Origin of the sequence: Aquisalinus luteolus, assembly GCF_009712425.2 — a bacterium.
Classification (GTDB): domain Bacteria; phylum Pseudomonadota; class Alphaproteobacteria; order Caulobacterales; family Parvularculaceae; genus Aquisalinus; species Aquisalinus luteolus.
In genome coordinates, this window is record NZ_VCJR02000002.1 from 303,043 (window position 1) to 319,952 (window position 16,910).

Genomic DNA, 16,910 nt, shown 5'->3' on the forward strand with positions numbered 1-16,910 from the left:
CATCGCCCTCTTCGAGGGCACTTCCCCCGCAAGCGGGGGAAGAAAGAGCGAGCGTCTCAATTTATGTGCGATGTCATTCCTCCCCCGTGTACGGGGGAGGTGCCCCGACAGGGGCGGAGGGGGCTACGCCACTTCGCGCGAAGCCGAGAACCGGATCTCCGGCGCGTTCTTTGCCGCGTACTGAATTTCCCAGGCGCCGGGGGCGAGGAAGACGGGGGCGCCATCGCGGTCTTCGGCCATGTTGGCGCGGTTCTTCTCGATAAATTTCTTCAGCGCCGCCTTGTCGTCGGAGGCGAGCCAGCGGGCGGCCTGATAGCGGCTGGGCTCGACACCGGCGGCGATCTTGTACTCCGCGCCGAGGCGGGAGGTGAGCACGTCGAGCTGCAGCTGGCCGACGACGCCGATCAGCTGGTCCGCGCCCAGCATGGGCGAGAAGACCTGCACGACGCCTTCTTCGGCGAGGTCCGTCAGCGCCTTGTTCAGCTGCTTGGCCTTCAGCGGATCATCGAGACGTACACGGCGCAAGATCTCCGGCGCGAAGGACGGGATGCCGGTGAATTTCAGGTCCGGGCCGCTGGTCAGCGTGTCGCCGACGCGCAGCGTGCCGTGATTGGGGATGCCGATAATGTCGCCGGGCATCGCTTCCTCGGTGATCTCGCGATCCTGCGCGAAGAAGAAGATCGGGCTCTGGATCGCCATCGGCTTGCCGGTGCGCATGTGCTTCAGCTTCATGCCGCGCTTGAAATTGCCCGAACACAGCCGCAGGAAGGCGACCCGGTCACGATGGTTCGGGTCCATGTTCGCCTGCACCTTGAACACGAAGCCGGAAACATAATCAGCCTCCGGCACGACCGTTTCGGGTTCTGCCGGTTGCGGGCGCGGCGCCGGGGCGATGGATTCGACAAGGTTCAGCAGGCTGGCGACACCCTGTTTCCTCAGGGCACTGCCGAACAGGACCGGGCTCATATGTCCCTGGCGATAGGCTTCGGCATCGAGCGGCTTGTAGGCCTCGACGGCCAGCGCCGCATCCTCGCGGAACTTTTCGAGTACATGGTCCTTGACCATGGCGTCGAGCTTTTCGTCGTCGGGGCCAGAACACTCGACCAGCTTGCGGCGGGTGCCGTCTTCACTGGCCGCCGATGGATCGAAACGGTTGCGCACGAGGTCGTAACAGCCCTGAAAATCCGGGCCCATGCCGACCGGCCAGGTGACGGGCGACAGGTCGAGGGCGAGGGTTTCCTCGATCTCGTCGAGCAGCTCGAAGGCGTCACGCGCCTCCCGGTCGATCTTGTTGATGAAGGTGATGATCGGGATATCGCGTAGGCGGCAGACCTCGAGCAGTTTCAGGGTCTGGCTCTCGATGCCCTTGGCGGCGTCGATGACCATGATCGCACTGTCGACAGCCGTCAGGGTACGGTAGGTATCCTCGGAAAAATCCTCGTGGCCCGGCGTGTCGAGCAGGTTGAAGGTCGCCTTGTCGGACTCGAAGGTCATGACGGAGGACGAGACCGAGATGCCACGCTTCTGCTCCATCTCCATCCAGTCGGAGCGGGTGCGGCGACGCTCGCCCCGGGCCTTCACGTCGCCGGCCATGCGGATGGCGCCATGCTCCAGGAGCAGGCGCTCGGTCAGCGTGGTCTTGCCCGCGTCGGGGTGGGCGATGATCGCGAAAGTGCGGCGGCGCTGCCATTCTGGCTGTGTGGTGGCGGACATGCTCGGTCGGTTTCTGTCAGGTGGATATGCGAACGGGCGGCTGATGCCGCCCGGATGCGCCCTGTCTACAGCCCGGCCTGCGGGTTGTCAAAACTAACGAAAGTTATTCGCCGTCATAGACCTGCAGGTCAGATTGGGAGTTCAGCTCTCCGAGGCGCATGACATGGGTCAGGCTGCGGAAGGCAGAGGTGCTCTCGCGCGGGTCCTCGGCCAGCACGATCAGGTCGGCGGTCTTGCCTGCCTCCAGCGTGCCGGTCTCCTCACCCAGCCCCATGGCGATAGCGCCGTTGCGGGTGGAGAGGGTGATGATCTCCGCCGGGTCGAGGCCGGCTTCTTCCATCAGCTCCATCTCCTCATAGATCGAGGGGCCGTGAAGCGTCATCGGGTTGCCGGCGTCGGTCGCCGTTGCGATGAAGCCGCCCGCCTCATGCACGGCGAGAAGGTTCTGCTGCATCTGCAGGACTTCCGCGCCGGAGCCTTCCAGCCGGTTGATTGCCCAAGCAAAGCCAAGGCGTGGCGGCAGGTTGCCCTTCAGCACGGCAGTGTCGTTGATCCGGGCACGGATCGCGGCATCGACGCAATTGTTCGGGTCGTCGATCGGCGCCGGGCTGTCGACGGCGACGCTGGCGAGCGCCCGGCCCCAGTTGCGGCCTGCCTGCAGGGTCGGGGCGTAGGCGACATTGTTCTCCGTCAGCAGGGAAAGGAATTCCTCATCTACCGGCGCATCGTCGACGGAGTGGACCAGCATTTCCGCGCCAGCTTTCAGAGCGATCTTGGCTTCGCGAAGAGAAGTGGCGTGGACGATCAGTGGCAGGCCGGCTTCATCGGCAGCGGCGCCTGCCTCCATCATCAGCGCATCGAGGCGCTCGCGGTCCTCGTCAGACGGCGCGAGGTACCAGACCTTCATCGCCGCAGCGTCAATCGCCTGCAGGAAGGCGATATTGTCGGCAAGGTCAGTGCTCTCCTGCATGGGCAGGAACAGGGCTTCGTCGGCGACATCGCCGACCATGAAACCGGCATTGTTCTCGACATGGGTCGTCAGCGGTCCGGCGGCGCGCACATGGACGCGGTCCGGGCGATCCGTGTCCGTCGCATGCTCGCCGGTCACGGTCCAGGCCTGGCCGCCGACATCGTAGGCGGCGGTGATGCCAGTGCAGAGGTAGGCCTCGTGCCAGCGGCCGGGGTTCGCCTTGGCCCAGGCGACGGTTTCGTCGTAGGGGTAGACATCGCCGAGAATGCCGCTGTCCGGCCTCCCGTCGAGCCAGCCTGTCTGGCCGAAATGGACATGGGCATCGACAAGGCCGGGGGTGATAAAGTGGCCGGAGAGGTCTTCCACCGTCGCGCCGTCCGGCACGGGGCAGGCATCCGCCGTGCCGACGCAGGCGAGTTGGCCGTCTTCGACGATCACATTCGCGTTCTCGATAGCGGGGGCGCCGGTGCCGTCGATGACTGTGGTGCCAGTCAGCGCCGTGGTTTCAGCATGTGCCGTGGCCAGCGCCATCAGGCTTGTTGCCGTCAGGGCAATAATCGTGCGGGTCATGTCTCGTTCCTCCTGTCAGGGCGTACTGTGTCGGGCCGGGCGAAGCCGGTCAAGCGGCCTTGGCGCCTGACAAACGCCATGCCGGCTCTATGTAGATACTGGAACCTGAGTGAATGCTGGCGCGTTCACCCCATGACCAATTCATGCAACTCCCGGAGGACTCCATGTACAGATCCATCACCGCCGCCATCGCCGCCAGCATCATCGCCGCGGGCTCCGTCGCCTGCGCCGACCAGACAGTCGAGGACCAGACTGTCGAAGAAAACCGCGAGGTCGACGCGGCGAGCGATAGCACCATGACAGCCGAACAGGCCCGCCGCGCCAATATGGGCGAGACGGAAATGACCGATGAAGGCCCGGCAGAGGCACAGGCCGTGCTGATGGACCCCGAGGGTAATGAGGTCGGCACCGTCAGCTTCACCCAGACACCCAATGGCGTGCTGATACGCGCCGGGCTGACCAATGTGCCCGCTGGCGAACACGGCTTCCATATTCACGAGACCGGCGCCTGCTCGCCTGACTTCGGTGCCGCAGGCGGTCATTATGCGCCGCGCGGAAATGACCATGGCGCGCTCAGCGAAAACGGTCTTCACGCTGGCGATATGCCGAATATCTTCGTCAGTGAAGACGGCACGCTGGTCACCGAAGTGCTGAACACAAACATCTCGCTGCTCGCGGACGAGACCGGCACGCTGTTCGATGAGGATGGGTCAGCCGTGATGATCCATTCGGGTCCGGATGATTACCAGTCCCAGCCGAGCGGTGCCGCCGGTGACCGCATCGCCTGCGGTGTCGTCGAGCGGATGTAATCATTCCTGCACACGCAAATAAAAAAGGCCCGCCGGATCGCTCTGGCGGGCCTTTTCAGTTTTATAGAGAAACGCGGATTATTCTTCTTCCATCAGGCGCTTTTCATAGGCTTCGACGGAAAACTCGCGGCCGAGGAAATCTTCCAACAGGTCGTTGGCCGATGCCTTGCCGCCGGGCGCCAGCACCAGGTTGCGATAGCGCGCAGCCGTTTCAGGATCGCGCAGGCCATTGGCTTCGAACTCGGAGAAGATGTCGAGGGCGATGGCGGTCGACCACTGATAGGTGTAATAGGCCGCGCCATAGCCATCGAGATGGCCGAAAGATGCCCAGCTATGGGTGCCGTCCATCTGCTTGAATGGCGAATAGGACCGGAAGGTCTCGTTATAGACAGCATCGAGATCCATACCCTCCGGGGACTGATCGTAATAGCTGAGCGAAATATCCGAATAGGCCAGCTGGCTCATGACGCCGGAGCCCTGACCGAACAGGCGGGCCGCTACCATCTTGTCGAACAGGTCCTTCGGCAGCACCTCGCCATCGGCGTTGACGGCGAATTGCTTGAGATTGTCATAATCCCAGACCCATTCCTCCAGCATGGTCGAGGGCGCTTCGGTGAAGTCGCTCTCGATCTCGGAGAAGTTCTGCATGGCATAGTCGAGATTGCCAGAGAACAGCCAGTGAATGAGGTGGCCGAACTCATGCAGGAAGGTCTCAACCTGGCCGTGCTCCATCAGGCCGGTTGAGTGATCGCCCGCCGGAAAATTTGTGACGAGTGTGCCAACGGGTACGGAGCGATCCGTCAGGCCGACGCGAAGCGGGAACATGGCGGCGTGGGAAAACTTGCCCTCGCGCGGGTGCAGGTCGAGATAGAATTTCCCGATCAGCGAGCCGTCTGCGTCATGCATCTCGTAGGCACCGACGCTGTCATGCCAGACTTCCGTTTCCCACGGTGTGATCTCGACATTGAACAGGTCCTCGACAAGGGTGAACATGCCCTCCTGCACATTATCGAAGGCGAAATACTGGCGCACTTCCTGACTGTCGAGGGCGTAATCTTCCTGACGCACCAACTCGCCATAATAGCTGGCCGACCAGCCGGGCACTTGCTCTGCATCCGGATTATCCTGTTGCAGGCGCTGCAGCAGGCGGTCGTGATATCTCTGCGCGGCAGGGCGCGCGACGTCGGATAGAGAGTCGATGAAGTCGCGGGCGCGTTCCGGTGTCTCGATCATGCGACCATCGAGATCGAAATGCGCATATGTTTCATAACCCAGCATCTGTGCCAGCTCATAGCGCTTTTCCAGCATGGCGCGGAAGACGTCCGTCTGTTCCGGCCAGGCGCGGTTGGAGAAGACACGCGAGACTTCCTTGCGCAGGCTCTCATCCTCCGCATACGTGAATACCGGAGAAACATCCGGATAGGCCATGGTGATCGTCACTGCACCATCGTCACCGACCGGGTGGTTGTCGATATAATCCTGTGGCAGACCAGCCAGTTGGCTCGGCAAGGCCTTCACCACGGCATCCTCGTCGCGGATATTCTGGGAGTGCTTGAGCGAGAGGTCATTCAACTCGTTTTGCAGGGCCTCGACGGCGGCGCGGCCTTCGTCATCCAGCGTGACACCGCCCTTGCGGAACTGGGTGATCTGCTTGTTCACCAGATAGCGTTGTTCTTCGGTTGCATCTGTCAGGTCAACAGCGGACAGCTGCTCATAGATCGGGCGGGAGAGGGACAGGCCGCTGTAGAAATTATAGGTCTTCTGCAGGCACATGGCGCCGGCGTCGCGCATATCCGCATCCGGATGGGTTTCTGACAGGAGATAGCCTTCGAGGAAGGCGCTGACCGTCATCAGGTAGAGTTCATCGAAATCCGCGAGTGTCGTGTCGAGGCCCGGCGCGTCGGTGCTTTCCTCCAGCGCCGTCTTCATCTCGCCGATCTTGGCGACTGCTGCATCGCAGCGCTCTGTCAGGGCAGCGGGACTTTCCGGCGCGATGGCCAGGGTGGAAATGAAGGCGTCGACATCGTCGCTGGCGAAAGCCGGTGTCAATACGGCTGCGGCGGCGCAGGTAGCGCCGAGCAGGAAAGATTTGAATTTCATAAATACTAATCCTCTAGTTTTATTGCATCCTATGCCGGGGAGCGGGTGGTGGCAATAGAGACGGACGAGAGGCCTTTCCGGCTGGCATGAGTTACCCGGAGGGGTTAAGCTGCACGCGAGGGTGGTATGCGTTCAAGGGCATTCGTCAAAAGACACCGTGAAAGACGGACGCAGGGCGGGTTGATATCAAAGCTCGCCGGCTTTGCGCCGTTTTCCATCTTCCTGTGGCTGTTATTCGGGCTCTACTGGATCCTGAACATCCTGATGATAGTGATCATGCCATACTGCAATTACGACCTGTTCTGAGTCGGTGGTTGGCCATGGGGGACCAGCTATCTGCAGCTGATGCTCTACATCGTCGTGCTGTCAGTGGCCGTCATGGTGCTGTCAGTCCTGACCGAGAAGCGGTGGCGCAATGCGGCGCTCGGCCTGTTTTTCCAGTCCTTCATGCTGGTCGGGACAGCGCTTCACGTCGGTGCGCAGTATGGCTGGTATTATCCGGACTCTTTCCCGGGGCGGACATTGGCGGGCATCATCGAGGCAACTCAGCCACGATATCTGCACAATGAGCAAGCCGTCTATGTAGAGCGGGCCCTGCCGCCCGAGGTGGAGCGTTTGCGGGAGGCGGCCTATGAGGCAATCCGAACCGGACCTTATCCAGACCGTGCATATGATATCATCCTGCGGACAGATGGCACGTATGAACTGATCCGTATGCCCGCTTACTGGCGCAATGGGAACAAGCAACGGTCGGAAGATTTCGGTTATGAGCTGGCACTGCGCGAATGCGTCGCTGATTTCTCGCGCGCGCGCGAAAGGTCGAAGACGCTGTGGCGTGATGATGATACGGTAATGTATGTCGAATATGTCGGCGGGGTGCCCTTCAGTCGCTATTATCGGACCCGGGTCTGGGATGCGGAGAGGGTGTTGCGAGAAACATATCCGGAATTTTTCGATGCGCTCGACGCGCAATGAAATAACCTGCAAGTCTGGCAGGCAGAGATTTCCCCATTGATCTGAAGCGATTGCAGGCTAGGCTTCCCGGTGAACGAGGAACACTGGAGAGATCATGCGCCTTCTGAGAAATGCCCTTTTGCCTGCTGTCCTGGTCGCGTCGCTTGTCGCCTGCGTCGAACCGGCGACAGAGGGGTCATCGACCAGCGAGGCGGGCTATGCCAGCCAGGTCGAGGGGCTGGAGACTGTCGATGGCTTTTTCGAGGTTCATGAAGGCGATGGCAAGGTGCTGGTGACACTGCCGGCGCCGGACGAGGGCGGCACACTGATCCGGTTCATCCATGCCATGCGGCTGACCTCCGGGCTGGGGTCCAACCCGATCGGGCTCGATCGCGGCTGGGGGAATTCCGGCCAGATTGTGCGCCTGCGCCAGGTCGGTGACCGGGTGGTGGCGGAGGTCGAGAACCATCGCTATCGCGCCACGGCGAATAATCCATTGGAGCAAGAGGCAGTGGCGCAGTCCTTCGCGACATCCTTCATCTGGTCCGGGCCGGTGAATGCGGTGGCGGATGATGGCCGGGTGCTGGTCGATCTCACCGGGCTGCTGACCATGGACATCCTCGGCCTCGCCGATGCCCTGGCGGAAGAGGGGTCCAGCTTTTCGTTATCGTCCGACCTGTCGATGATCGAGCCCGGCAGCGTGCTGGCCTTCCCGGACAATGTCGAGGTCGACACGCTGATGACGTTCACGTCGGGTAATCCGGGGGCGGAGGTTCAGGCAACGGCGCCCTATCCCGGGGCCGTGACGCTGGGCGTGCACCATTCCTTCGTGCGCCTGCCGGATGATGGCTATGTGCCGCGTAAGGCCGACCCGCGCACAGGCACGTTCACCCTCGGCTTTTACGATTACTCCGCACCGCTGAACGAGGAAATCATCACGACCTGGGCCATGCGCCACCGGCTGCAGCGCGTCGATCCGGCCGATCCCGACAGTGCTTTCGTAGAGCCAATCGTCTTTTACATCGATCCCGGCGCGCCGGAACAGATCCGCGATGCGCTGGTCGAGGGCGCGAGCTGGTGGGCCGATGCCTTCGATGCGGCGGGGCTGGAAGGGGCCTATCGGGTCGAGCTGTTGCCCGAAGACGCGCACCCGCTCGATGTACGCTACAATGTCGTGCAATGGGTGCACCGCCAGACGCGGGGCTGGTCCTACGGCGGGGGGATCATCGATCCGCGTACGGGGGAGTTCGTCAAGGGCCATGTCATCCTCGGCTCCCAGCGTGTACGTCAGGACCGGATGATTTTCGAGGGGCTGGCCGGTGCGGGCAAGAGCGGTAGCGGCGATGCCGATGATCCGGTGGAAATGTCGCTTGCCCGCATTCGCCAGTTGTCCGCCCACGAGGTCGCCCATGCGCTCGGCTTCGGGCACAATTTTGCTGCGTCTGTAAACGACCGGGCGTCTGTCACAGACTATCCCGCGCCATGGGTGGTTGCCCGGCGCAATGGCACGCTCGATTTCTCGCAAGTCTATGACAGCGGCATAGGGGAGTGGGACAAGGTGACGGTAGAATGGCTCTATGGCGAATTCGATCCGGAAACGGAGGAAGAAGAGCTGAACGCCATCATCGCGGATGCCCGTGACAGGGGCTTGCTTTATATTGCCGACCAGCATGGCCGCTCCGCCGGGACGATGCATCCGCTCGCGGCGGTCTGGGACAATGGCGCCGATCCGGTGATGGAACTGGAGAATGTCATGGCCGTTCGGCGTATCGCGATTGCCGGCTTCGATGCTGATGCGCTGGCCGCTGGCCGCCCGCAATCGGCCCTCGCCGACGTGTTCACGCCCGTCTATCTCTATCACCGCTATCAGGTCGCCGCGGCGGCCAAGACGCTGGGCGGCGCCTATTATAACTATGCCCGCACAGGCATTGACGGGGCAGACCTGCGCATTGCCCCGGCGGCGGAACAGCGCCGGGCGCTGGCGGTGCTTGCCGAGACACTCAGGCCCTCCGTACTCGACATACCTGAAAATGTGCTGGTGCTGATGCAGCCGACAAATGACCAGCTCTGGTTTGCTGCCCCGAGCGAGCGGCTGGAAAGCCGGGCGGACCCGTCCTTCGATCTCGTTGCCGCGGTGGAGACCGCCGCCGATGTCACGCTTGGCGCGGTGCTGGCACCGGAGCGGGCTGAGCGGCTGGTGCAGTTCCACGCGCGGGATGCATCCTTGCCGTCGCTGCAGGATGTGTTCGAGGCGCTGGAGGGTGTGGTCCTCGCCCCCGCGCCTGATGGGCGACAGGCACTGATTGCCGATGCCGTGCGCGGACGGTATGTGTTCGCGCTTATGGCGCTGGATGAGGGATCGACCTCGCAACTGGTCAAGGCAAAAGTGCGCCGGCAATTGTCGCTGCTGGAGGACCAGCTTGTTGCGTCGGGTAGCCGGGGCGGGGAGCGCGGTGCCCATGATGCCTGGCTCGCCGACCAGATCACGGCTCACCTGCTGCGGCAGGCGCCGGAGCGCGCCCTGCCGGTTACCGGCCCTGAAACGCCGCCGGGCAGCCCGATCGGATCATATGACACAGGACCTTATGGTTCTGGACAGTTCGTCCACGAACCATGCTGGCATTGCGAGTAGGGGTTTAACGCCCCTAGACGCCCTTGTCGTCGGCGAGGGCCTCTTCCATTTCGTCCATGATATCCTTCACCGCGACCGACGGGTTCGGCGCGTTCAGGATTGGGCGGCCGATGACGAGGTGATCGGAACCGGCGCGGATCGCCTCTGCCGGGGTGACGATGCGCTTCTGGTCGTTCGAGGACGCGCCATGGGGGCGCACGCCGGGCGTGACGATGGCAAGGTCATTGCCGAAACGCGCGCGGATGGAGGCAGCCTCCTGTGCCGAGGCGACGACACCGTCGGCGCCATTCTCGGCGGCCAGCTCGGTGCGGAACAGGACGAGGTCATGTACGGACATGTTCATGCCATTGTCGGTGATCGTCTGTTGGTCCCAGCTGGTCAGAACGGTGACGGCGAGGATTTTCAGCCGCGGGTCGTCACCGCGCCCGGCCACAGCACCCTTCAGGGCATCGCGGTCTGAATGGATGGTGATGAAATCGCCCTGCAGCTTGACCGCGCTGGCGACGCCCTTTTCGACCGTCGCGCCGATATCAAGAAACTTGAAATCGAGAAAGACTTTCTTGCCGCGGTTCGAAAGGCGGCGGGCGAGACCCGCGCCGCCGACGGGCAGCAACTGGTGGCCGATCTTGTAGAAGCGGGCATGGTCGCCGAGCAGGGCGACGGTCGTTTCCGCCTCTTCCGGTGATGGCACGTCGAGCGGCACGATCAGCCGGTCGATCAGGTCTATCTGGCGTGTTTCACTCATCTCAAGCCCCCTTGTCACCCACTTTGCGAGCTCGGCTTGCCGCGCTTTTCAGCGGCGGTTTCGAGCGGAGTGTGCGTTTAGCCTTTTTGGCAGGCTTCTTCTTCTTGGGGAAGCCGCCTTCCGGTGTTTTGGGGGTAAACAGGCACAAATCCGCCACTTCGCAGCGCCAGCATTCCGGTGTGCGTGCCTTGCAGACATAGCGTCCATGCAGGATCAGCCAGTGGTGGGCGTGCTGCAGATACTCTTCGGGCGTCACCTTTTCCAGCCGTTCCTCGACCTTGACCACATCCTTTCCACGGGCAAGGCCGGTGCGGTTGGAGACGCGGAAAATGTGTGTGTCGACGGCGATGGTCGGCTGGCCGAAGGCGACATTGCACACGACATTGGCCGTCTTGCGCCCGACACCGGGCAGTTTTTCCAGCTCTTCGCGGGTCTCCGGCACCTCGCCGTTATGCTCGTCGAGCAGGATCTGCGACAGGGCGATGACGTTCTTGGCTTTATTCCGCCACAGGCCGATGGTGCGGATGTATTCGCCCAGCTTCTCCTCGCCGAGCTTCACCATCTTTTCCGGCGTGTCGGCAACCGGGAACAGGCGCTTCGTCGCCTTGTTCACGCCGACATCGGTCGCCTGCGCCGACAGGGTCACGGCGACAAGCAGCGTGTAGGGGCTGGCATAGTCCAGCTCCGTCTTCGGGGCTGGCATGTGCACGCTGAGGCGTTCGTAAAAGTCGGCAATCGCCGCGCGGGTCATGTTCTTCGGCATGGGCCCTACCTAACACGGGGGCCGTAAAAGGCCCGCGCAAAATTGTCACCTTACGGGAAATTGGTTTGCCGCGGGCGGGTCCGGCCCTTTATTGTCCGCCCATGGTACAAAATCACGTCATTGAGGACATGGCACCGGTCGCAAAGGGCCGGGCCCTCGCCGCACCTGAGTCGGCGGGTCAGGATGATGATGACGGGCTGTTGTTCAACGCCTTGCTCTATCCCAACCGCTCCCTGCCCAATGGCGGGTTCATTGCGGTGATGGCAGTGATCATTGCGGTCAACCTGTTCTCGGCGATCTATTACACCGTGCTGGGGGCCTGGCCGGTGATATTCTTTGCCGGGCTCGATGTGATCGCCGTCTATGTCGCGTTCCGGATTTCCTATCGGCAGGGCCGGCTGCATGAGAGGGTGATGCTGACCGAAGACCACCTCTGGGTCTCGCGCGTCCTGCCGTCGGGCCATGAGACGCGCTGGCGGCTGCAGCCTTTCTGGACGCGGCTGTCGATCGACCGGCCGGTGCACCATGAAAGCCAGCTGGTGCTGGAAAGCGGCGGGCGGCGGCTGGTGCTCGGCTCCTTCCTGTCCCCGGCGGAGCGCGGCGAGCTGGCAGATGCCCTGCGCACCGCGCTCAACAAGGCGCGCACGGGCGCGCCGACGCAAGAGCAGCCCCTTGACCCTGCACCCTCTGCCGGGCAAGAGGGCTGACGGAACAGTTAACGGATAAAGCTCACGTGATAGCCTTTCTTGCCACCATCATCCTGCTCAGCGCAGCAGCCTATGGCGCCTACTGGTTCTGGAAGCGGCGCATCGATGCCGATCTCGCCGAGGGTGCGGTCGCCGAATATGAGCGGCTGGAGCGGGCAGATCCTGACCTGCTGAAGGGCCTCGACCGCAAGGGCTTTTCTGATATCTATGCCCGGGTGGAGATGCCGCGCTTTCCCGGCTATGCGGTGGCGGTGCTGATCGTCTTCCTGCTTGGCACACCGATTTTTCTAGCGCTGCTGACCGGTGGCGATTATCTGCTGACGGAACATGTTTTCGTGCCGCCCGAGGATATCGAGGGCACGAACATCTTCATCGACGATGCCGGACAGACGCGGGTCTTCGGCGATATACCGCCCGAAGCGACCATGTATTACATAGAGGATCTGGGCGGGTTTTATTATTTCTTCGGGCTGCTGGGGTTCTGGATCGTCATCGTGATCTATTTCATGCAGCGCTATCATTCCCGCACGCCGGGCAGCGTGCGCGATGAAATCCTCCGCGCACGGTAACTGCCAGGATCACTGACCGGCAGTTTCCTGCCGGGCGATCCAGTAATCGATCACTTCGATGTCCAGGTGTTCCCTGCCGAGCCTGTCGCCGCCATCGTCCATCAGGATCGGGAACGCCTCTGCCGTGCCAAGATAGTATTCGGCATTATAGCTGTAGCCGTTTATGTCATACTCAATGCGGTGACGGGCGATCTTTTGCGTCGCTTCGGCGGGAAAGGCGTAACAGGCTGTGGCCGGACAATTTGCGAGGGGCGTGCCCTCGTGGCTCGTGGTCATGCTGCGCCAGTTGTCCTTATATGTTGCGCCCGTCAATGCTGCGTCCTGCACCAGCAGTCGTGCGGCGGATAGGGCGTCGAGTTCCTTTGTCTTCTGGCCATCATCGAACATCATGATCACCAGCCGCCCGGCCTCGTCGATCCCTTTCAGGCCCGGTACAAGCACATAGCGTTTGCCATTGGTATGCAGTTTCAGCATGTCTACCGGTGCCACGGTTACCATGCCGTCCCCTTCCGACGGGGCGATGGCATAGAGGGATGCGTCATTCACGTTGACGTCGATGCGGTGGCCGGCCTGCAGGACGGCCAGTTCCACCAGCAATTGCTGCAATGCGTCCTCGACGCGGCGATAGGCGTCGATAACCACGCTGCGCTGGTACTGGGGCATCTGGGCCTCCAGCTCCTTGTTCATTTCCTGCTCGGCATTGTCTTTTGCGGCCTGCCAGCCCTCGCCATAGATGCCACCGAGAACCTGGACCAGGCGGTTGCGCAACTCGACCTGTTTTTCGGTGGGTTTCAGGGTGATGTCCGATACCGTGCCGTTAAACACATATTCGGATAGCAGCAGGTCTTTCAGGAGGCGATTGCTGATAATGCTGCGGGCGGAGGTGAGCATCGACGCGTTGGCCTGCTCGCAGGTGAAGGACGAGACTGCATCAATGGCGGTCTTGCGCTGTGCGGCGACTTCCTCCGTATGCAGCTCCATCTCGCGCGGGGTGCTGCGATTGGTGCCGTGAGCCTTGTACCAGGTCGGCAGGGTCTTTTCGCTTTCCGCGATCAGGCGGTGTATTTCCCGGGCCTCGTAAAGATACAGGGTGGCGCATCGGCGCTCCAGCTCCAGTGCAGCGACCCAGCTGGCATAGCTGGTCTTCCATTCGATCTGCGGAATATCCCCCTGCGTATTGCCTTGTGCCCGTGCAGGCATGATGGCGGCAAGGCTGATGCAGATGATGATGAGTATACGCATGGCACTGTTTCTCCCGATTGTCGGGAGAGACTAGCCGGAAACGGCAGGCTCGCAATCCCCTGTTCGGGCCATTCCCGGTTCCGGTCAGGCCCTTTTCAGATCAGGACTTGTTCTTCTTCATCGTGGAATCGAGCGTGAACGCAAAGGCGAGCGACAGGATCAGCGGGACCCAGATCGGCAATTCGCCGAGGCCGGGTGCGTCCAGCGCCGCCGCCAGATGGTCATCGACACACCACCATAAAAGCCATAACCACATGGATAGTCTCCTCTTCTTCAGAACCCTCTGAAAAAGAGATAGGGATTAGGTAGCTGATTTTTAGAGATGGGGGCTGTCAGGCCTTGTCTCTTACGCCTTGTCGGGCGCGTAGATGAAGGCGCGGTCGCAATAGCCGCATTCGGCATAGCCATCATCGCCGATCGTGTACCAGACCTTGGGATGGCCGAGCGCCCCGCCGCCGCCATTGCACATGACACGGGTCGAAGCGACATAGACCACTTCCGGCACGGGGCCGAGTTTTTCCAGAATGTCTTCAACCTTGACGACTGGGGTTGCGGCCATGATGACGGGTCTCCTGAATGCGCTATATCTCCTCGTGAATGACTATTTATGGTCCCGCTCGTCAAGGGGGTATTGTTGCACGCCTTGACGGATGTGGGGGCGCGGGCCGATATGCAGGGCTCATAAGCGACAGACAGGAACCGATCATGGCTGACGGACAGGACGCACCCAAGGCGCAGGCATCTGCCGGGAATTCAGACTGGGCGATCGAGGTGCGCGGCCTGAAGAAGACCTATGCCGGCACCAAGAAATCCCCGCCGAAGGAAGCGCTGAAGGGCGTCGACCTGCTGGTCCCGCGCGGGTCGATATTCGGGCTGCTCGGCCCCAATGGTGCGGGCAAGTCGACCCTGATCAACATCCTTGCCGGTCTCGTCAACAAGACCGAGGGCACGGCCTCCATCTGGGGCTTTGACATCGACAAGAACCCGCGCATGGCGCGCGCCTCCATCGGCGTCGTGCCGCAGGAAATCTCCGCCGACGTGTTCTTCACGCCGCTCGAAGGGCTGGAGATCCAGGCCGGGCTTTACGGCGTGCCGAAGGCCGAGCGCCGGTCGATGGAGATCCTCAAGCGGCTGGGCCTCGAGGACAAGGCCGACGCCTATGTGCGCATGCTGTCCGGCGGCATGAAGCGCCGCCTGCTGGTCGCCAAGGCCATGGTGCATTCACCGCCCGTGCTGATCCTCGACGAGCCGACCGCCGGCGTGGATATCGAGCTCAGGAAGCAGATGTGGGAACAGGTGCTGGAGCTGCACGAGCAGGGCGTGACGGTGATCCTGACCACTCACTATCTGGAGGAAGCGCAGGAGCTGTGCGACACCATCGCCATCATCCACCAGGGCAATGTGGTGACTAGCCAGCCCAAGCATGAGCTGATCGCCTCGCTCGACCAGAAAATGCTGATGATCGTGCCGGAAGAACCGCTGGAAACCGTGCCGGCGCTGGGCGACCTGTGCGGCGCGGAAATCCGCGAGGATGGCGCGCTCTACGTCTCCTACAAGCCGAGCCAGACCCGCGTCGCCGATATCCTCAACGCGATCAACGCCGCTGGCATCCATGTGAAGGACCTGTCCACCGTCGAGGCCGACCTCGAAGACGTCTTCATGCAGATGACCTATGGCAGCGACGGGTAGGCTCAAAACAGCCGCACGCCTCTTTACATTTCCCGTCCGCGTCGCCATGTTTCCTCTTGTCGAGGGCGCGACACGAACGAGGATTACCATGAGAGCATCCACGCTTGGATCGCTGTGCCTGTCGATTGCGGCGGGCGTCGGCTTTTTTGCCTATTCCACTTCCCCTTCCTTTGCTGCCGATTATGAGAACGGCCAGGTCGTCGAGACCGCTCCGTTCACGGGTGTGGTGCTGGCCGGTGGCGGCGACATCGCCATCCGCCGCGGCGACACGCCGTCGGTGCGCATCATCGATGGCGGCGAAGCGATGAAGATAGAGGTCGATGACGAAGCACTGTCAATCAGCTGCAAGAAACCCTGTCCGCGTGGCACCAAACTCGAGGTCGAGGTGACGACATCGAGCGTCGAGGCCATCGTCATTGCCGGTGGTGGCGACATCGAGGTTCTGGACACGTTCGACAAGGTCGATGAGCTCGATATCGTGATCACGGGCGGTGGCATGATCGATGCGTTCGGTGCGCCGGCTGACGAGGTGAGTATCGCGATTACCGGCGGCGGCGAGATCATGGTCACGGCGGAGGAAGAGCTGGACGTTGCCATCATTGGTGGCGGCACAATCACCTATCGCGGTAATCCATCCATCGACCGTTCCATCATCGGTGGCGGCACCATCAGGCAGGACTGATATCGCTTGATGGTAAAATGATGCAGGCAGGGGAGCCCTGCCTGCCCACTCATTGGTCTAACACCCAGCTCGCTTACATTGCAGCGGTGGGCGTGACCTGGATTCCTGTACCTCGAACCGAACCGTTGCCGGTGGCAACTCCACGGCCTGTTTCGGTATCGGAGGCATCGCCCAGCTTTGTGCCATGGTCAGTGTGCGGCATTGCGTGTCACCGCGAGCAAGGGTGACTGGCGCGGCCCATCCCGGACATGCTGTGCTGCCATTCGGGGCAATGCCCTGAACGAGGAAGCGGGATTCGCCAAGCTGCCTGTCGCCGGTCATGTTGCGCAGGCTGGCGGCCTGGGCGATGTCCAGGACACGGTCGATGGACAGCGCACCCTTTGCCTCGTTCTCCAGGATATAAAGTTGGGGTACGAATTTACCGTATTCCAGCAACCTGCCCGAGCCGTCCGCGACATCGCCATCGCAATAGATGGCCAGCCCTTCGGCGAGCAGGAGGATATCTGCCCTGTCGGCAAAGCAGGATGTCGTATTGCGCTGGCGGGCAAGATCTTCGGCGACCGGTATAAGCGGCGCGAAATTCTGCTGTTCTTCCGCTTTCTGGACTTCAACGCCCGCAAAGTCCTGCAGGTTGGGACGAGTTTGCTGTGCCGTGGCAGGCAAAACTGAAAGGCACAGGCAGGCGGATACGGCCAGCGCGAGCCGGTGTGAAAATCGGGTCATGTCTCTCTCCTGAAAATACTCCCCTGACGGATGGACCGCCGA

Annotated in this window: 17 protein-coding genes; 8 read left to right on the plus strand and 9 right to left on the minus strand. The window is 61.9% G+C overall.

Going from position 1 to position 16,910, the window contains the following annotated elements; all coding sequences use genetic code 11:
- Positions 1-123: 123 nt before the first annotated feature.
- Entirely contained in the window at positions 124-1,713 is a 1,590-nt protein-coding gene (locus tag FF098_RS09995; protein ID WP_155140072.1) for a peptide chain release factor 3, read from the minus strand.
- Positions 1,714-1,816: 103 nt separating this feature from the next.
- Positions 1,817-3,253 carry an amidohydrolase family protein gene (locus tag FF098_RS10000; RefSeq protein WP_155140074.1) on the minus strand — a complete coding sequence of 479 codons (1,437 nt, stop codon included), beginning with the start codon at positions 3,251-3,253 and terminating at the stop codon, positions 1,817-1,819.
- 164 nt (positions 3,254-3,417) lie between these two features.
- Here FF098_RS10000 and FF098_RS10005 point away from each other — a divergent pair, with 164 nt between their 5' ends.
- Positions 3,418-4,062 (plus strand): superoxide dismutase family protein, encoded by a 645-nt coding sequence (locus FF098_RS10005; RefSeq protein ID WP_166426463.1) that lies wholly within the window; start codon positions 3,418-3,420, stop codon positions 4,060-4,062.
- Positions 4,063-4,140: 78 nt separating this feature from the next.
- Here FF098_RS10005 and FF098_RS10010 read toward each other — a convergent pair whose 3' ends face one another.
- Positions 4,141-6,162, minus strand: coding sequence for a M3 family metallopeptidase (locus FF098_RS10010; protein ID WP_155140076.1), 2,022 nt, complete (start codon positions 6,160-6,162; stop codon positions 4,141-4,143).
- A 126-nt stretch (positions 6,163-6,288) separates the two neighbouring features.
- Here FF098_RS10010 and FF098_RS10015 point away from each other — a divergent pair, with 126 nt between their 5' ends.
- From FF098_RS10015 to FF098_RS10025, 3 genes are all read left to right on the plus strand, one after another.
- Positions 6,289-6,468 carry a hypothetical protein gene (locus FF098_RS10015; protein ID WP_155140078.1) on the plus strand — a complete coding sequence of 60 codons (180 nt, stop codon included), beginning with the start codon at positions 6,289-6,291 and terminating at the stop codon, positions 6,466-6,468.
- 39 nt (positions 6,469-6,507) lie between these two features.
- A complete protein-coding gene (locus FF098_RS10020; protein WP_155140080.1) occupies positions 6,508-7,137 on the plus strand; it encodes a hypothetical protein in 630 nt (209 codons plus the stop codon).
- Between the two features lie 94 nt (positions 7,138-7,231).
- Positions 7,232-9,748, plus strand: a complete 2,517-nt coding sequence (locus FF098_RS10025; RefSeq protein WP_155140082.1) for a zinc-dependent metalloprotease — start codon at positions 7,232-7,234, stop codon at positions 9,746-9,748.
- A gap of 13 nt (positions 9,749-9,761) precedes the next feature.
- On the opposite strand, the gene pyrF is transcribed toward FF098_RS10025, so the two are convergent.
- Positions 9,762-10,493 carry an orotidine-5'-phosphate decarboxylase gene (gene pyrF, locus FF098_RS10030; protein ID WP_155140083.1) on the minus strand — a complete coding sequence of 244 codons (732 nt, stop codon included), beginning with the start codon at positions 10,491-10,493 and terminating at the stop codon, positions 9,762-9,764.
- Position 10,494: 1 nt separating this feature from the next.
- Positions 10,495-11,244, minus strand: a complete 750-nt coding sequence (gene nth / locus FF098_RS10035) for an endonuclease III (RefSeq protein ID WP_155141326.1) — start codon at positions 11,242-11,244, stop codon at positions 10,495-10,497.
- A gap of 140 nt (positions 11,245-11,384) precedes the next feature.
- On the opposite strand from nth, the gene FF098_RS10040 reads away from it, so the two are divergent.
- The gene (locus tag FF098_RS10040; protein ID WP_166426464.1) at positions 11,385-11,963 is read left to right on the plus strand and encodes a DUF2244 domain-containing protein; all 579 of its coding nucleotides are present in this window, start codon (positions 11,385-11,387) and stop codon (positions 11,961-11,963) included.
- Between the two features lie 26 nt (positions 11,964-11,989).
- Positions 11,990-12,532, plus strand: coding sequence for a hypothetical protein (locus FF098_RS10045; RefSeq protein WP_155140087.1), 543 nt, complete (start codon positions 11,990-11,992; stop codon positions 12,530-12,532).
- 9 nt (positions 12,533-12,541) lie between these two features.
- On the opposite strand, the gene FF098_RS10050 is transcribed toward FF098_RS10045, so the two are convergent.
- The 3 genes from FF098_RS10050 to FF098_RS10060 all read right to left on the minus strand — a co-directional run bounded on the left by FF098_RS10050 (position 12,542) and on the right by FF098_RS10060 (position 14,333).
- Positions 12,542-13,774, minus strand: coding sequence for a hypothetical protein (locus tag FF098_RS10050; RefSeq protein WP_155140089.1), 1,233 nt, complete (start codon positions 13,772-13,774; stop codon positions 12,542-12,544).
- A gap of 100 nt (positions 13,775-13,874) precedes the next feature.
- On the minus strand, positions 13,875-14,030 hold the full coding sequence (locus FF098_RS10055; protein ID WP_166426465.1) for a hypothetical protein: 156 nt from the start codon (positions 14,028-14,030) through the stop codon (positions 13,875-13,877).
- Between the two features lie 90 nt (positions 14,031-14,120).
- The gene (locus FF098_RS10060; protein ID WP_155140091.1) at positions 14,121-14,333 is read right to left on the minus strand and encodes a zinc-finger domain-containing protein; all 213 of its coding nucleotides are present in this window, start codon (positions 14,331-14,333) and stop codon (positions 14,121-14,123) included.
- Positions 14,334-14,479: 146 nt separating this feature from the next.
- On the opposite strand from FF098_RS10060, the gene FF098_RS10065 reads away from it, so the two are divergent.
- Entirely contained in the window at positions 14,480-15,463 is a 984-nt protein-coding gene (locus FF098_RS10065) for an ABC transporter ATP-binding protein (RefSeq protein WP_155140093.1), read from the plus strand.
- Positions 15,464-15,551: 88 nt separating this feature from the next.
- Positions 15,552-16,145 carry a GIN domain-containing protein gene (locus FF098_RS10070; RefSeq protein WP_166426466.1) on the plus strand — a complete coding sequence of 198 codons (594 nt, stop codon included), beginning with the start codon at positions 15,552-15,554 and terminating at the stop codon, positions 16,143-16,145.
- 57 nt (positions 16,146-16,202) lie between these two features.
- Here the strand turns inward: FF098_RS10070 and FF098_RS10075 are convergent, their stop codons facing one another.
- Positions 16,203-16,868, minus strand: a complete 666-nt coding sequence (locus tag FF098_RS10075; RefSeq protein WP_155140097.1) for a hypothetical protein — start codon at positions 16,866-16,868, stop codon at positions 16,203-16,205.
- Positions 16,869-16,910: the final 42 nt, after the last annotated feature.

What these genes read in the sequence shown, in the direction of transcription:
- FF098_RS10060 (WP_155140091.1), bottom strand. Translation starts at nt 14,333, where the DNA reads ATGGCCGCAACCCCAGTCGTCAAGGTTGAAGACATTCTGGAAAAACTC.
- FF098_RS10075 (WP_155140097.1), bottom strand. Translation starts at nt 16,868, where the DNA reads ATGACCCGATTTTCACACCGGCTCGCGCTGGCCGTATCCGCCTGCCTG.
- pyrF (WP_155140083.1), bottom strand. Translation starts at nt 10,493, where the DNA reads ATGAGTGAAACACGCCAGATAGACCTGATCGACCGGCTGATCGTGCCG.
- FF098_RS10070 (WP_166426466.1), top strand. Translation starts at nt 15,552, where the DNA reads ATGAGAGCATCCACGCTTGGATCGCTGTGCCTGTCGATTGCGGCGGGC.
- FF098_RS10005 (WP_166426463.1), top strand. Translation starts at nt 3,418, where the DNA reads ATGTACAGATCCATCACCGCCGCCATCGCCGCCAGCATCATCGCCGCG.
- FF098_RS10065 (WP_155140093.1), top strand. Translation starts at nt 14,480, where the DNA reads ATGGCTGACGGACAGGACGCACCCAAGGCGCAGGCATCTGCCGGGAAT.
- FF098_RS10010 (WP_155140076.1), bottom strand. Translation starts at nt 6,162, where the DNA reads ATGAAATTCAAATCTTTCCTGCTCGGCGCTACCTGCGCCGCCGCAGCC.
- FF098_RS10025 (WP_155140082.1), top strand. Translation starts at nt 7,232, where the DNA reads ATGCGCCTTCTGAGAAATGCCCTTTTGCCTGCTGTCCTGGTCGCGTCG.
- FF098_RS09995 (WP_155140072.1), bottom strand. Translation starts at nt 1,713, where the DNA reads ATGTCCGCCACCACACAGCCAGAATGGCAGCGCCGCCGCACTTTCGCG.
- FF098_RS10055 (WP_166426465.1), bottom strand. Translation starts at nt 14,030, where the DNA reads ATGTGGTTATGGCTTTTATGGTGGTGTGTCGATGACCATCTGGCGGCG.
- FF098_RS10020 (WP_155140080.1), top strand. Translation starts at nt 6,508, where the DNA reads ATGCTCTACATCGTCGTGCTGTCAGTGGCCGTCATGGTGCTGTCAGTC.
- nth (WP_155141326.1), bottom strand. Translation starts at nt 11,244, where the DNA reads ATGACCCGCGCGGCGATTGCCGACTTTTACGAACGCCTCAGCGTGCAC.
- FF098_RS10050 (WP_155140089.1), bottom strand. Translation starts at nt 13,774, where the DNA reads ATGCGTATACTCATCATCATCTGCATCAGCCTTGCCGCCATCATGCCT.
- FF098_RS10015 (WP_155140078.1), top strand. Translation starts at nt 6,289, where the DNA reads ATGCGTTCAAGGGCATTCGTCAAAAGACACCGTGAAAGACGGACGCAG.
- FF098_RS10040 (WP_166426464.1), top strand. Translation starts at nt 11,385, where the DNA reads ATGGCACCGGTCGCAAAGGGCCGGGCCCTCGCCGCACCTGAGTCGGCG.
- FF098_RS10000 (WP_155140074.1), bottom strand. Translation starts at nt 3,253, where the DNA reads ATGACCCGCACGATTATTGCCCTGACGGCAACAAGCCTGATGGCGCTG.